Source organism: Ralstonia sp. 110700041-2 (assembly GCF_056280165.1).
Window position 1 is genome coordinate 136492 of sequence record NZ_JBSFAI010000006.1, and the last position, 13144, is coordinate 149635.

13 protein-coding genes are annotated in these 13144 nt (G+C 63.3%); 7 read left to right on the forward strand and 6 right to left on the reverse strand.

The window, feature by feature from the left end; translation table 11 throughout:
* The first annotated feature begins 43 nt into the window (after nucleotides 1-43).
* The gene (fdx, locus tag ACUXH0_RS10635; RefSeq protein WP_004635701.1) at nucleotides 44-382 is read left to right on the forward strand and encodes an ISC system 2Fe-2S type ferredoxin; all 339 of its coding nucleotides are present in this window, start codon (nucleotides 44-46) and stop codon (nucleotides 380-382) included.
* A 31-nt stretch (nucleotides 383-413) separates the two neighbouring features.
* A complete protein-coding gene (gene iscX, locus ACUXH0_RS10640) occupies nucleotides 414-608 on the forward strand; it encodes a Fe-S cluster assembly protein IscX (RefSeq protein ID WP_004635700.1) in 195 nt (64 codons plus the stop codon).
* Nucleotides 609-687: 79 nt separating this feature from the next.
* On the opposite strand, the gene ACUXH0_RS10645 is transcribed toward iscX, so the two are convergent.
* The 4 genes from ACUXH0_RS10645 to prfB all read right to left on the reverse strand — a co-directional run bounded on the left by ACUXH0_RS10645 (nucleotide 688) and on the right by prfB (nucleotide 5132).
* A complete protein-coding gene (locus ACUXH0_RS10645) occupies nucleotides 688-1431 on the reverse strand; it encodes a glycine zipper 2TM domain-containing protein (RefSeq protein ID WP_004635698.1) in 744 nt (247 codons plus the stop codon).
* Nucleotides 1432-1692: 261 nt separating this feature from the next.
* The gene (lysS, locus tag ACUXH0_RS10650) at nucleotides 1693-3237 is read right to left on the reverse strand and encodes a lysine--tRNA ligase (RefSeq protein ID WP_012435210.1); all 1545 of its coding nucleotides are present in this window, start codon (nucleotides 3235-3237) and stop codon (nucleotides 1693-1695) included.
* Nucleotides 3238-3261: 24 nt separating this feature from the next.
* A complete protein-coding gene (locus ACUXH0_RS10655) occupies nucleotides 3262-4002 on the reverse strand; it encodes an SDR family oxidoreductase (RefSeq protein WP_004635694.1) in 741 nt (246 codons plus the stop codon).
* A 25-nt stretch (nucleotides 4003-4027) separates the two neighbouring features.
* Nucleotides 4028-5132 (reverse strand): peptide chain release factor 2 gene (gene prfB, locus ACUXH0_RS10660; RefSeq protein ID WP_012435212.1). Its coding sequence is split into 2 segments (ribosomal slippage): nucleotides 4028-5050 and nucleotides 5052-5132, totalling 1104 coding nucleotides; the frame shifts between segments, so codons are not numbered across the junction.
* Between the two features lie 180 nt (nucleotides 5133-5312).
* On the opposite strand from prfB, the gene pncB reads away from it, so the two are divergent.
* The 5 genes from pncB to ACUXH0_RS10685 all read left to right on the forward strand — a co-directional run bounded on the left by pncB (nucleotide 5313) and on the right by ACUXH0_RS10685 (nucleotide 11346).
* Entirely contained in the window at nucleotides 5313-6482 is a 1170-nt protein-coding gene (pncB, locus tag ACUXH0_RS10665) for a nicotinate phosphoribosyltransferase (protein ID WP_182594274.1), read from the forward strand.
* Nucleotides 6483-6571: 89 nt separating this feature from the next.
* The gene (locus ACUXH0_RS10670; protein ID WP_182594275.1) at nucleotides 6572-7291 is read left to right on the forward strand and encodes a LutC/YkgG family protein; all 720 of its coding nucleotides are present in this window, start codon (nucleotides 6572-6574) and stop codon (nucleotides 7289-7291) included.
* Between the two features lie 139 nt (nucleotides 7292-7430).
* Nucleotides 7431-8840, forward strand: coding sequence for a sodium:proton antiporter (locus ACUXH0_RS10675; RefSeq protein WP_004635687.1), 1410 nt, complete (start codon nucleotides 7431-7433; stop codon nucleotides 8838-8840).
* A 19-nt stretch (nucleotides 8841-8859) separates the two neighbouring features.
* Entirely contained in the window at nucleotides 8860-9861 is a 1002-nt protein-coding gene (locus tag ACUXH0_RS10680; protein ID WP_004635683.1) for a 2-hydroxyacid dehydrogenase, read from the forward strand.
* Nucleotides 9862-9873: 12 nt separating this feature from the next.
* Nucleotides 9874-11346 (forward strand): DNA recombination protein RmuC, encoded by a 1473-nt coding sequence (locus tag ACUXH0_RS10685; protein ID WP_182594276.1) that lies wholly within the window; start codon nucleotides 9874-9876, stop codon nucleotides 11344-11346.
* A gap of 75 nt (nucleotides 11347-11421) precedes the next feature.
* Here the strand turns inward: ACUXH0_RS10685 and ACUXH0_RS10690 are convergent, their stop codons facing one another.
* Nucleotides 11422-11700 carry a hypothetical protein gene (locus ACUXH0_RS10690; RefSeq protein WP_004635681.1) on the reverse strand — a complete coding sequence of 93 codons (279 nt, stop codon included), beginning with the start codon at nucleotides 11698-11700 and terminating at the stop codon, nucleotides 11422-11424.
* Between the two features lie 151 nt (nucleotides 11701-11851).
* Nucleotides 11852-13132, reverse strand: a complete 1281-nt coding sequence (gene moeA / locus ACUXH0_RS10695; RefSeq protein WP_182594277.1) for a molybdopterin molybdotransferase MoeA — start codon at nucleotides 13130-13132, stop codon at nucleotides 11852-11854.
* Between the last annotated feature and the right edge of the window lie 12 nt (nucleotides 13133-13144).

Here is a 13144-nt window from a genome sequence, read left to right on the forward strand (position 1 = left end):
CCGATCGGATCCCACCAAACACATTTATCGAACGAGTTTCTTCATGCCACACATCGTCGTCCTTCCTCACGTCGAATACTGCCCGGAAGGGGCCGTGATCGAAGCCAAGCCCGGCACGACCATCTGCGATGCGCTGTTGGGCGCTGACATTGAGATCGAGCATGCATGCGAGAAGTCGTGTGCCTGCACGACCTGCCACGTGATCGTGCGCGAGGGCTTCAATTCGCTGGATGAGGCGACCGAGAAGGAAGAGGATCTGCTCGACAAGGCCTGGGGCCTGGAGCCGAACTCGCGCCTGTCCTGCCAGGCCAAGGTGGCGGAGTCGGACCTGACCGTCGAAATTCCGAAGTACACGATCAACCACGCCAAGGAAAACCACTGAGCCGAGTGGCCAGCGGTGGAGGGAGCCCATCATGAAATGGAACGACATCCAGCAGATCGCAGAAGCGCTGTATGACAAGTACCCCGACGTCGATCCGACGCGCCTGAACTTCGTCGACCTGCACAACAAGGTGGTCACGCTGGAAGGCTTTGACGACGACCACAAGCGTGGCGGCGAAAAATTTCTGGAAGCCATCCAGCAAGCCTGGATCGAAGAAGCGGAATAAGCGCGCAGCCTCAAACGCGTATGCATGAAAAAACCGGCCCGAAGGCCGGTTTTTCTTTTGGGGCGAAGGCGAAGCCGGATTACCCCGCCACCAGCGTACCGTTCTCGATATGCACGCGTTCGCCTGCCTGGAAGCCCGGTGCAGCCTTGTACGTGAAGCTGCGGTTGGTGCCGTTGTCCATGCGCACGTTCACACGGTATTGGGTGTCGCGGCTGTAGTAGTTCTCCGCCACGTGGCCGCCATAACCGCCTGCCACCGCGCCGCCGACCGTAGCCAGCGTACGGCCATTGCCGCGGCCAATCTGGTTACCCAGCAGCCCACCCACCACGGCGCCACCGATCATGCCGAGGCCGGTTTCCTTGCCTTGCGTGGTGATCGGCGTGACTGAAGTCACATGGCCGGCATAGGGGCTGGCCGACTGGCGCGGCTGGGTTTGCGCATAGCTCGGGCTGGTCGAGGGTGCGCGTTCAGCGTACGACGGCTCGCGGGCTCGCGTCAGAGCGGGCGCCACATTCTGGGCCGGATACGGAGCGGCCTGATTCGGTTGCGTGGTCTGGCCTGGCGCAGCCAGTGCCATCGGGGCTGAAGCGCCCGCCACGGCCGCTGCCGATTGCGCGGCAACGTTGGGGTCAGTGCTGCCCTGTGTAGCCTTCGAGGTCGGCAGCACACCGGTAATGGCGGCCACCGCCGTCAGGCTGGCGATGATCACGGCCACAGCGGCCGTCGTCATCAGTGGATGCATGCGGCGCGAAGACGGAGGCACTTGCCCCGGCGACGTGCCGCCGTATTGTTGACCTTGGTTCGATTGGACGTTGTTGTTCATCATCGCTCTCCTGCGCCGTGATCGATTCGGCGTTTTGATGATCACAGTGTGGTCCATCGCCCAAACGGATGCCGTTTTAAATTGTAAGCATCTGTACTCCAATTTTTCGCTTAAAAATCAAGTGCTTGGCGAAGTTTATCCCACTTTGTAAAAGCCGGGCATTGTTACAAATAGCGGGGTGGGCGCGTGATTTGCGGCCGCGCGCGCAACAAAAAACGCCCCCGAAGGGGCGTTCTTTCCAAGGCGATCGATCGCGCCCGATCAGTCTTCGCGGCGCAGGTGCGGGAAGAGGATCACGTCGCGGATGTTCGGGCTGTCGGTGAGCAGCATCACCAGACGGTCGATGCCGATGCCGCAGCCGCCGGTCGGGGGCATGCCGTATTCCAACGCGCGGATATAGTCGGCGTCGTAGAACATGGCTTCTTCGTCGCCAGCGTCCTTTTGCTCGACCTGCTTGCGGAAGCGCTCGGCCTGGTCTTCAGGATCATTCAGCTCGGAGAAACCGTTGGCGATTTCGCGGCCGGTGATGAACAACTCGAAGCGCTCGGTGATGCCCGGCAGCGTGTCGGAGCCACGTGCCAGCGGCGACACTTCGACCGGGTAGTCGATGATGAAGGTCGGCTCCCACAGTTGCGACTCGGCCGTCTCTTCAAACAGCACGAGCTGCAGCGTACCCACGCCGGCGTTCAGGAATTGCGGCGCGTTGGTGTCGATCTTGAACTTCTTCAGTTCGGCGCGCAGGAAGTCGACGTCAGCTAGTTGCGCGTCGGTGTATTGCGGCGCGTACTTCTGGATCGCCTGGCAGATGGTCAGGCGATGGAACGGCTTGGCAAGATCCAGCTCGCGGCCCTGGTAGGTCAGCGTGGCGGTGCCAGAAGCGTCAATGGCAGCCTGGCGGATCAACTGCTCGGTGAAGTCCATCAGCCAGCGGTAGTCCGTGTAGGCCGCGTAGAACTCCATCATCGTGAACTCGGGGTTGTGTCGCGGCGACACGCCCTCGTTACGGAAGTTGCGGTTGATCTCGTACACGCGCTCGAAGCCACCGACGATCAGGCGCTTCAGGTACAGCTCGGGCGCGATGCGCAGGAACATCTGCATGTCCAGCGCGTTGTGGTGCGTGATGAACGGTTTGGCTGCCGCGCCGCCCGGAATCGGGTGCAGCATCGGCGTCTCGACCTCCATGAAACCGTTGCCGGCCATGAAGTTGCGCAGCGAGGCCATGGCCTTGGTGCGGGCACGGAACGTGTCGCGCGTTTCCTTCGAGACGATCAGATCGACGTAGCGCTGACGGTACTTCTGTTCCTGATCTGCCAGGCCGTAGTAGTCGCCCGGTAGCGGACGCAGGCTCTTCGAGAGCAGGCGCAGCTCCGTCACCGCCACCGACAACTCGCCGGTCTTCGTCTTCATCAGCGTGCCGCGTGCGGCCACGATATCGCCCAGATCCCATTTCTTGAAGCTGGCGTAGACGTCTTCGCCCACGGCGTCGCGGCTGATGTAGAACTGGATGCGGTCGGTGGCGTCCTGCACGGTGGCAAAGCTTGCCTTGCCCATCACGCGCTTGAGCATCATGCGGCCGGCAATGGCCACCTGCACCGGTTCGGCTTCCAGTGCGGTCTGCTCCAGCTCGCGATACTTGGCTTGCAGATCACCGGCATGGTGCGTCGGGCGGAAATCGTTGGGAAACGCGACGCCTTGCTGGCGGATCTCTGCCAGCTTCTCGCGGCGCTCGGCGATGATCTTGTTGTCGTCCTGCGCCGGCACGGCGGCCGCGGTGTTCGATTCGGCCGGGTTGTTCTGTTCGGTCATGATGGTGATGAGAGGAATGTCGTATCAGGCGATGTTGCGCAGGTCGTCTAGCTCGGTCGCGCCAAAGTCGGGGCGGACGAGGTAGGCGGCGATGCGCGTGGCGGCGACCTGCGGCGAGACCAACTCGCCATGCGCGTGCAGATCGCGGAAGCGCTGCACGCCGGCAAAGTCGGCGCCACGGATGGTGCGTTGCATGTCGGTGTCGATCACGCCGGGGGCGAGTGCCACGGCGCGCACGCTCGCGTCGCCATCGGCATTGATGGCGCGCACGAACATGTCCAGCCCGGCCTTGCCGGTGCAATACGCCGCCCAGCCGGCGATCGGCCGGCGCGCAGCGCCCGACGAGATCGCCAGCACGCGGCGCTGCGCGTTCCACCCGGAGGTGCCGCGCAGCAGGGCAGCGGTCAGCGCCATCGGGCCGGCCAGGTTCAGTTGCAGGTGCGGCAGCAGCGTATCGGCGCGCAATGTGTCGATGGTGCCGATCGGCTCGACCGCGCCGGCGTTGAGCACCAGCGTCACGTTGGCAAAAGCGGGCAGGGCGGCAAGCGTCTTGGTCATCCAAGCCTCGGCGGCATGCGCGTCGGACAGGTCGACCTGGTGCCAGTCGAGCGTCACACCGGCGGCTGCCGCCTGCGCGCGCAATTCGGCGTTATCGCCGCGTGCGACGCAGATGAGGCGGCGACCGGGTTGCATCAGCGCCTGGGCCAGCGCGGCGCCCAGGCCGCGCGAGGCACCGGTCAGGATGAACAGGGACGTGTCAGACATGGCAGTCGCTCTGGTTTGGCTCGGATCAGACGCCCTGCTTCAGGCTCGCCTGAATAAACGGGTCCAGATCGCCGTCCAGCACCTTCTGCGTGTTGGAGATTTCCACGTTGGTGCGCAGATCCTTGATACGGCTCTGGTCCAGCACGTACGAGCGGATCTGATGGCCCCAGCCCACGTCGGTCTTGGCTGCTTCTTGTGCGTCTGCAGCGGCCTGACGCTTGCGCAGTTCGTGCTCATACAGGCGCGACTTCAGCATCGTCATCGCCTCGGCACGGTTGCGGTGCTGCGAGCGGTCGTTCTGGCACTGCACGACGATGCCGGTCGGGATGTGCGTAATCCGCACGGCCGAGTCGGTCTTGTTGATGTGCTGACCGCCCGCACCGGAAGCACGGTACGTATCAACGCGCAGATCCGCCGGGTTGACCTCGATCTCGATCGAATCATCGACTTCCGGATACACGAAGATCGACGAGAACGACGTGTGGCGGCCACCCGCCGAGTCGAACGGCGATTTGCGCACCAGACGGTGCACGCCGGTTTCGGTGCGCAGGAAGCCAAACGCGTATTCGCCCTCGACCTTGATCGACGCGCTCTTGATGCCGGCCACGTCGCCTTCGGATTCTTCCAGGACTTCGGTCTTGAAGCCCTTGCGCTCGCAGTACTTCAGGTACTGGCGCAGCAGCATCGATGCCCAGTCGCACGCCTCGGTGCCGCCGGCGCCGGCCTGGATGTCAATAAAGCAGTTGGCGGCGTCCATCGGGCCGGAGAACATGCGGCGGAATTCCATGTCTTCGACGATGGCGCGCATGCCTGCGGTGTCAGCCTCGATGGCTTCGATGGTCTCGTCGTCGCCCTCTTCGCGGGCGAGCTCGAACAGTTCGGCGGCGCCGGTGAGATCTTCGTCAAGTTTGGTCAGCGCCAGCACGACGGTTTCAAGCGACTTCTTCTCGCGGCCCAGCTCCTGGGCGCGTTTGGGATCGTTCCAGACCTCGGGGTTTTCGAGTTCCTTGTCGACTTCGACTAGACGTTCAGATTTGACGTCGTAGTCAAAGATACCTCCGAAGGTCGTCGGCGCGCGACTTCAGGTCGGCCAACGTGTTCTGGATGGCATTGAGGCGTTCTGCTTCCATGGTGCAAAAATCCGGTCGGAAACCGGAAATTATAGCGGAATCAAGGGGTTTTCCGTCCGCGTAGAAGCCCAAAACGACCATTTTCCGCGGTGCGCGGCGGGATTTATGTGACTGCCACAGGCGTCCCGCCTGGCTTCGGTTAGCATGGCGGCCAGTCCATATGGCTTTTGGCGCTGTCCGATGATCATCCGCTCGTTGCTCGATACCGATCTGTACAAATTCACGATGATGCAGGTGGTGCTGCATCACTTTCCTGGCGCGCACGTCGAATACCGCTTTAAGTGCCGTAACGCGGGCGTCGATCTGGTGCCGTTCATTGAAGAGATCCGCGCGGAAATCCGCCATCTCTGCACCCTGCGCTTTACCGATACGGAACTTGATTACCTGCGCGGCATGCGCTTCATCAAGAGCGATTTCGTCGATTTTCTCGGCCTGTTCCATCTCAACGAGAAGTACATCGACGTGCGCCCGGCGCCGAGCAACGATGGGCAGATCGAGATCGTCATCGCGGGGCCGTGGCTGCACACGATCATGTTCGAGGTGCCCGTTCTGGCCATCGTCAACGAGGTGTTCTTCAGCCGCACGCAGACGCACCCGCAGTGGGAGGAGGGCAAGCGCCGCCTGACCGACAAGCTGGCATCGCTGAAGCGCCCCGGCCTGGAAGACTGCCGCATTGCCGACTACGGCACCCGCCGCCGTTTTTCGCACACTTGGCATGAGCATGTGCTGCTGGAGACGCATGCGCAACTCGGCGCCCAGTACGCGGGCACGAGCAACGTCTACTTCGCCATGAAGCACGGCATGACGCCGCTGGGCACCATGGCGCATGAATACCTTCAGGCCTGCCAAGCGCTGGGTCCGCGCCTGCGCGATTCCCAGACCTTTGCGCTGGAAACCTGGGCCAAGGAATATCGCGGCGACCTCGGCATCGCGCTGTCGGATACCTACGGCTTTGACGCCTTCCTGCGCGATTTCGACATGTTCTTCTGCAAGCTCTTCGACGGCGTTCGCCATGATTCTGGCGACCCGTTCGAGTGGGGCGAGCGCATGCTCAAGCATTACGACGACATGCGCGCCGAGCCGAAGTCCAAGGCGCTGATCTTCTCCGACAGCCTCGACATGCCCAAGGTCATCGGCCTGTATGAGCGCTTTCATGGCCGCTGCAAGCTGGCGTTTGGCGTGGGGACCAATCTGACAAACGACCTGGGCTACACGCCGCTGCAGATCGTCATCAAGATGGTCCGCTGCAATGGCCAGCCGGTGGCCAAACTGTCGGACGCGCCGGAGAAGACGATGTGCGACGATCCAGCGTACCTCACGTACCTGAAGCAGGTATTTGGCGTGCAATAAGGCTCACGCCGACGCCGAATAAGTTTCAACGGCGGGGGCGGATCGTGCAGGAAGCGGCTCGTATAATCGATCGATCTTTCGGAGCCGCCATGGAATCACAACCGGACACCCCCGTCGACCCGCTCGACACCAGCCGCGCACGCGACGCCATCTTTGCGCGCATCCGCAATGCGCAGCATCGTCCCGCGCAACCGACGCAGGGTGAGCGCGATGCCGTGGCGGATTACCTCGCGCGCCACCCCGCCGGCCCGCGCCCGCCGGTGCCGGAAAACCTTGCCGCGCATTTTGCCGAGCAGGCGCTGAAGATGGCTTCCACGCTGGATACCGTGGAGGCGCTGTCCGACGTGCCGGGCGCGGTGGCCCGTTACTTGTCTGGGCTGAACCTCCGGCCGCAGGCCGTGGCCTGGACTACGTTGGAATCGCTGGACTGGGCCGCTGCCGGCATCGGCATCGAATTCCGTCCGCCGGTGCGCGAGGCGCAAGCCGATCAGGAGCACGGCGATCTCGTCGGCATTACGGGTTGCTTCTGCGCGATTGCTGAGACGGGCTCGCTGATGCTGCTGTCGGGGCCGGAGAACGTCGCTTCCACGGCGCTGCTGCCCGAGACGCATATCGCCGTGGTTCCGCAGTCGCGCATCGTCGCCAATCTGGAAGATGCCTATTCGCTGATGCGCGCGGAGCGAGGCGAGCTGCCACGCGCCACCAACGTCATCAGCGGGCCGTCGCGCACGGGGGATATCGAGCAGACCATCGTGCTCGGCGCACATGGCCCGTATCGGGTGCATGTGATCGTGGTGTCGACTGCCTGAGACAGCGTCCAGGGCTCATTCGCTCATCAAACATCGGGGGACGTTCAGGGCGACAGACCTCGGGCGTTTACACTGGCGTCTTTGTTCGTGTGGCGAGGCTGCGTTTGCCGTGTGCGCCCACGCTTAGGAGAACGCCTACGTGAAACGCCTTTGGCCCCTTGTCTTCCTGTTCGTCTGTGGCCTGGCGCGCGCTGCTGATGTGAGCGGCGCTGAGTTGCACTTGTTGTGGGGTGTGCCGTTTGCGGGCATCCTGCTCTCGATTGCCATTGCACCGCTCATGATGCCCAAGCTATGGCACGACCATTACGGCAAGATCGCAGCGTCTTGGGCATTGGTGCTTCTGGTGCCGTTCGGGATCGCGTTTGGCTCGCAGGCGGCCATCGCTTCCGTCAATCACGCAGCCCTTGCTGAATACATTCCCTTCATCGCGCTGATCGCCGCTTTGTACGTTGTTGCAGGCGGTATCTGCATTCGCGGCAATCTGCATGGAACGCCAAAGCTCAACACGGGCTTGATCGCGCTTGGTACGGCGCTGGCCAGCATCATGGGCACGACCGGCGCCGCGATGCTGCTGATCCGGCCTTTGCTGCGCGCCAACGAGGCACGCCGGCATCGGGCGCACGTTGTCGTGTTCTTCATCTTTCTGGTGGCCAATGCAGGCGGGGCGCTCACGCCGCTGGGCGATCCGCCGCTCTTCCTCGGCTTCTTGCAGGGCGTGGATTTCTTCTGGACCGCGCAATATCTGTGGCGCCAGACGTTGACGATGTGGGTGCTGCTGCTGGCGATCTTCTTCGTTATCGACAGCTATTTCTATCACACGGGCAAGGAAGAACTGCCCAACATCACCGACGCCTCGCCGGATGATGCGGGCCCGCTGCGCTTCGAGGGCAACGTCAACTTTGTGCTGCTGGCGGGCATTCTCGGCCTCGTGCTGATGAGCGGGCTGTGGAAGCCCGGCATCATCTTCCACGTGATGGGTACCGAGGTGATGCTGCAGAACGTGGTACGCGACGTCGGGCTGGTCGTCATCGCGCTGCTTTCGTTGTGGCTCACCCCGGCAAGCGCGCGCGCCGGCAACGAGTTCAACTGGGAGCCCATTCTGGAAGTCGCCAAGCTGTTTGCCGGCATCTTCATCACGATCGGGCCGGTGATTGCCATGCTCAAGGCCGGCGTGGATGGCCCGTTCGCGGGCATCGTCCATCTCGTCAACGACAGCGCGGGCCAGCCGAACAACGTGATGTACTTCTGGGCGACGGGGGTGCTGTCGTCGTTTCTCGACAATGCGCCGACATATCTGGTGTTCTTCAACACCGCCGGTGGCGACGCACGCATGCTGATGAGCGAGGGCGCCTCCACGCTGGGCGCGATTTCCGCCGCGGCCGTGTTCATGGGTGCCAACACCTATATCGGCAACGCGCCCAACCTGATGGTCAAGGCCATTGCCGAAAGCCGCGGCCTGCAGATGCCCAGCTTCTTTGGCTACATGCTGTGGTCCGTGTGCATTCTCTTGCCGATTTTCGTTCTGATGACCTTCGTCTTCTTCCGCTAACCGAACGTGTGCTGAACGTATGAAACCCGGAATCCTTGTCACCCGCGCGATGTTTCCCGAAGTGCTTGAGCGCTTGCGCGAGACCTTCGACGTGATCGACAACCAAGCGGACGTCGACTATCCGCCCGAAGCGCTGGCGGAGCGTCTGCAAGGTCGCGTGGGCCTGCTGTCGAACGCTGCCGACACCATCAACGCCGAGCTGATCAGCCGCGTGCCCACGCTGCGAGCGGTGTGCAACATGGCCGTCGGCTATAACAACTTTGATCTCGCGGCGATGACGCGTGCGGGCATCCTGGCCACTAACACGCCCGACATCCTGACCGAGACCACCGCCGATTTCGGCTGGGCCTTGCTGATGGCCGCTGCACGCCGCGTGTCCGAATCCGAACGCTGGCTGCGTTCCGGGCAATGGAAGCGCTGGACCTACGATACGTTCCTCGGCGCAGAGGTGTATGGCAGCACGCTGGGCGTTCTCGGCATGGGCCGCATCGGCCAGGCGCTGGCGCGGCGTGCGAGCGGTTTCTCCATGCGCGTGATCTATCACAACCGCAGCCGGCTTTCGCCCGAAGTCGAGCGCGACACGCGCGCCACTTACGTCAGCAAGGACGACTTGCTGAAGCAGGCTGATCACCTCGTGCTGGTGCTGCCGTATTCCAAGGAAAGCCACCACGCCATCGGTGCAGCTGAGCTGGCACAGATGAAGCCGACCGCCACGCTGGTCAACCTGGCGCGTGGCGGCATCGTGGATGATGCCGCGTTGGCGCAGGCGCTGGCGGACAAGCGCATCTTTGCGGCTGGCCTGGACGTGTATGAGGGCGAGCCGAAGGTGCATCCGGCGCTGCTGGAGGCCGAGCACGTTGCGCTCACTCCGCACATTGCCAGTGCCACTTTCGGCACGCGCCTGGGCATGGCCAACCTGGCAGCCGACAACCTGATCGCTGCGCTGGGCTTTGGCCCCCGCGCGGGGCAGCCGCCCAACTTGTTGAACCCGGATGCGCTGGCGCAGCGCGCGTCCTCCTGATCGAACGCAAATATGGACTGGTTGGCTTTATTGACGTTGCTGGGCGTGGCCGTGGTGGCCGTGCTGTGTGTGCTGATCTGGCGTGGTGTGTCTCGCCCGGCGCAGAGCGATGTGTCGCCGATGTTCTCGGCACTGCGCGATGAACTGACACGCGGCAACGAGCGCATCGAGCGCGAACTGCGCGGCGAAATCGCTGAGACGGCCCGCATCGGCCGCAGCGACGTCACGCAGCAACTGGGGCAATTCCAGCAGGTGCTGGCCACGCAGCTCACCAGCGTCGCCACGCTGCAGAACAACCAGATCGACACGTTTGCGCAGCAGCTCACCAAGCTGACTGAAACAAACACGCAGCAGTTGGAAGCGGTGCGTCAGAACTTGCAGCAGCAAGCCCAACAGGCACGTGAAGAGCAGGGCAATGCGCTGCGCCGCTTTGGCGAGACGATGCAGCAGCAGCTCGCCCAGTTGGGTGAGGGCAACGAACGTCGTCTGGCCGAGGTGCGTGCCACGCTGGAGCAGAAGCTCAAGGACATCGAGGCGAACAACGCGACCAAGCTCGATGAGATGCGCCGCACCGTCGACGAGAAGCTCCACGCCACACTGGAACAGCGCCTGGGCGAATCGTTCAAGCTGGTGTCTGATCGGCTTGAGCAGGTGCATCGCGGCCTGGGCGAAATGCAGGCGCTGGCCCAGGGCGTGGGGGACCTGAAGAAGGTGCTGACCAACGTGAAGACGCGCGGCACCTGGGGCGAAGTCCAGCTGGAGATGCTGCTGGAGCAGATGCTCACGCCCGAGCAGTACGGCAAGAACGTCGAGACCGTGCACGGTACCGGTGCACGCGTGGAATTCGCCATTCGCCTGCCTGGCAAGACCGATGCCGATCACGATGCCACCGTCTGGCTGCCGATCGACGCCAAGTTCCCGAAAGAGCAGTACGAACGCCTGCTGGACGCACAGGAACGTGCCGATGCCGAAGCCGCTGCCAGCGCCAGCCGCGAGCTGGAAGTCGCGGTGCGCAAGGAGGCGCAGACCATCCACGAGAAGTACATCGCGCCGCCGGCCACGACCGACTTCGCCATCCTGTTCCTGCCGACGGAAGGTCTTTACGCTGAAGTGCTGCGCCGCCCGGGCCTGACTGACGAGCTGCAACGCAAGTTCCGCGTGACGGTGGCGGGCCCGACCACGCTCACCGCGATCCTCAACAGCCTGCAGATGGGCTTCCGAACGCTGGCGCTCGAAAAACGCTCCAGCGAAGTGTGGCAAGTGCTCGGCGCGGTGAAGAGCGAGTTCGGAAAGTTCGGCGACGTGCTGGCCGCGACAAAGAAAACGCTGGAGCGCGCCGTCAGCAACATCGAGCAGGCCGAGGTGCGTACGCGGCAGATGAATCGTAAGCTCAAGGCAGTGGAGGCGTTGCCGATCGATTCTGCGCAGAGCGTGCTGGGGCTGGAGTCCGCCGTGCCGCCGGACGAGGAAATCGAGGTCGATTAAGGCTGGTCCGACTAGGCCGTCAGCAAAAGAAAAGGGGCGGATATTCCGCCCCTTCTTCGTGGACCTCGGAAGCGATCAGGCTTCTTCCGGCACGTCGCGCAGCAGGATCTCGATGCCGCCGAAGCGCTCGGCGACCCAGTTGTAGGCATGGCAAGCGAGCCACAGGGCACCAAAACCAACCAAAGCATTGAGGATCAGGCCGCTGAGCACAACAATCGTCGGCAGTTCACCGTAGCGGACGAAGCCGACGAAGAAGAACAGCCCTACGACCGGCAGCGAGAAACAGAGATACACCAGCACCAGCGCGCGTGCGGTGTGGGCCGGGTGAAGATACGCAATCTCCTTGGTCATCATGGCAGTGCTCAGGCTCAAATCCGAAACAATCAAACTGGCGCAGAGTGTAGCGAATCGACCGATGCGCCGATACCCGCAGCCCGGAGGTGACGCAAAAAACCGACAGCATGCGGTGTTGCAGCCAGCGCAAGAGCCGCTGCCGCCACGCCGCTCAGACGAGGCCGTCGAACAGCAGTACCTGCACGGCGTCGCCGGCGTTGACCTGGCCCTGTTCGTGGGCGAGCACGACGAAGCAATTTGCTTCGCTCATGGAACGCAGGACGCCCGATCCTTGCTGGCCGGTGAGGCGGACTTCGAGCTGGCCGCGATCGTTCAGGGCGGCGATTGCGCGCTGATATTCCGTACGCCCGGGCCGCTTGCGGATCGGGGTGGCGCTCACGGCCGGCACCAACGGTGCGCCGGCGTCGGTGGCGCCCATCATGCGCAGCAGCGCACCGCGCACGAAGTGATAGAACGTCACCATCACCGCCACTGGGTTGCCGGGCAATCCAAAAAGGAACGCACTGCGGCCATTTGACGCGATGCGTCCGAACGCCATCGGCCGGCCCGGGCGCATGGCGATCTTCCAGAACGTTACGTCGCCCAGCTTGGCCATCATCTGTTTGGTGAAGTCTGCTTCGCCGACGGAGACACCACCCGAAGTGATGATCGCATCGGCGTTTTCAGCGGCGGTGCGGAAGGCGGTTTCGAGCGCCGCCGGGTCGTCGCGCACGACGCCCATGTCGAGCAGTTCAACACCCAGGCGCGAAAGCATGCCGTGCAACGTGTAGCGGTTGGAGTCGTACACGCAGCCGGCGTCGAGCGGTTCACCAATGGAGCGCAACTCGTCGCCGGTGGAGAAAAACGCCACGCGCAGCTTGCGGCGTACAGACACTTCAGCGATGCCAAGCGAGGCCAGCAGACCGATGTCGGCGGGGCGCAGCGTTCGGCCTGCGGACAGCGCGGCGCTGCCTCGCGCGAGGTCTTCTCCACGCAGACGTCGGTTGTCGCCTGCGCGCACGGCGTCGCGGGCAAAGCGAACGGTGTCGGCTTCGCCTTGCGTGAATTCCTGTGGGATGACCGTATCGCAGCCGGCCGGCATGACGGCACCGGTCATCACGCGCACGGCTTCGCCTGCGCTGGGCACGCCGTCAAAGGCGATACCCGCATACGCCGTGCCGATCACGCGCAAGGAGATTTCGCCTGCATGGCCTGCAAGTTCTGCACTGGCAAAGGCAAAGCCGTCCATCGCCGAGTTGTCGTGCGAAGGCACGTCGATGGACGACAGCACGTCTTCGGCCAGCACGCGATCGAGCGCGCTGCGGATGGGCACGCGGGCAACGCCGCTTACGGGCTGCACGAAGTCGCGCATGATGGCTTGCGCTTGCGCGACGGGCAGGGCATTCGGGTCGTAATCGGACAGACACGAAACGACGGAGGCAAGGGTGGTCATGACGTCGATGAG

Coding starts and splice junctions, on each gene's coding strand:
- pncB (WP_182594274.1), top strand. CDS start 5,313: ATGATCATCCGCTCGTTGCTCGATACCGATCTGTACAAATTCACGATG.
- ACUXH0_RS10645 (WP_004635698.1), bottom strand. CDS start 1,431: ATGAACAACAACGTCCAATCGAACCAAGGTCAACAATACGGCGGCACG.
- ACUXH0_RS10655 (WP_004635694.1), bottom strand. CDS start 4,002: ATGTCTGACACGTCCCTGTTCATCCTGACCGGTGCCTCGCGCGGCCTG.
- iscX (WP_004635700.1), top strand. CDS start 414: ATGAAATGGAACGACATCCAGCAGATCGCAGAAGCGCTGTATGACAAG.
- fdx (WP_004635701.1), top strand. CDS start 44: ATGCCACACATCGTCGTCCTTCCTCACGTCGAATACTGCCCGGAAGGG.
- moeA (WP_182594277.1), bottom strand. CDS start 13,132: ATGACCACCCTTGCCTCCGTCGTTTCGTGTCTGTCCGATTACGACCCG.
- lysS (WP_012435210.1), bottom strand. CDS start 3,237: ATGACCGAACAGAACAACCCGGCCGAATCGAACACCGCGGCCGCCGTG.
- ACUXH0_RS10690 (WP_004635681.1), bottom strand. CDS start 11,700: ATGATGACCAAGGAGATTGCGTATCTTCACCCGGCCCACACCGCACGC.
- ACUXH0_RS10670 (WP_182594275.1), top strand. CDS start 6,572: ATGGAATCACAACCGGACACCCCCGTCGACCCGCTCGACACCAGCCGC.
- ACUXH0_RS10685 (WP_182594276.1), top strand. CDS start 9,874: ATGGACTGGTTGGCTTTATTGACGTTGCTGGGCGTGGCCGTGGTGGCC.
- ACUXH0_RS10680 (WP_004635683.1), top strand. CDS start 8,860: ATGAAACCCGGAATCCTTGTCACCCGCGCGATGTTTCCCGAAGTGCTT.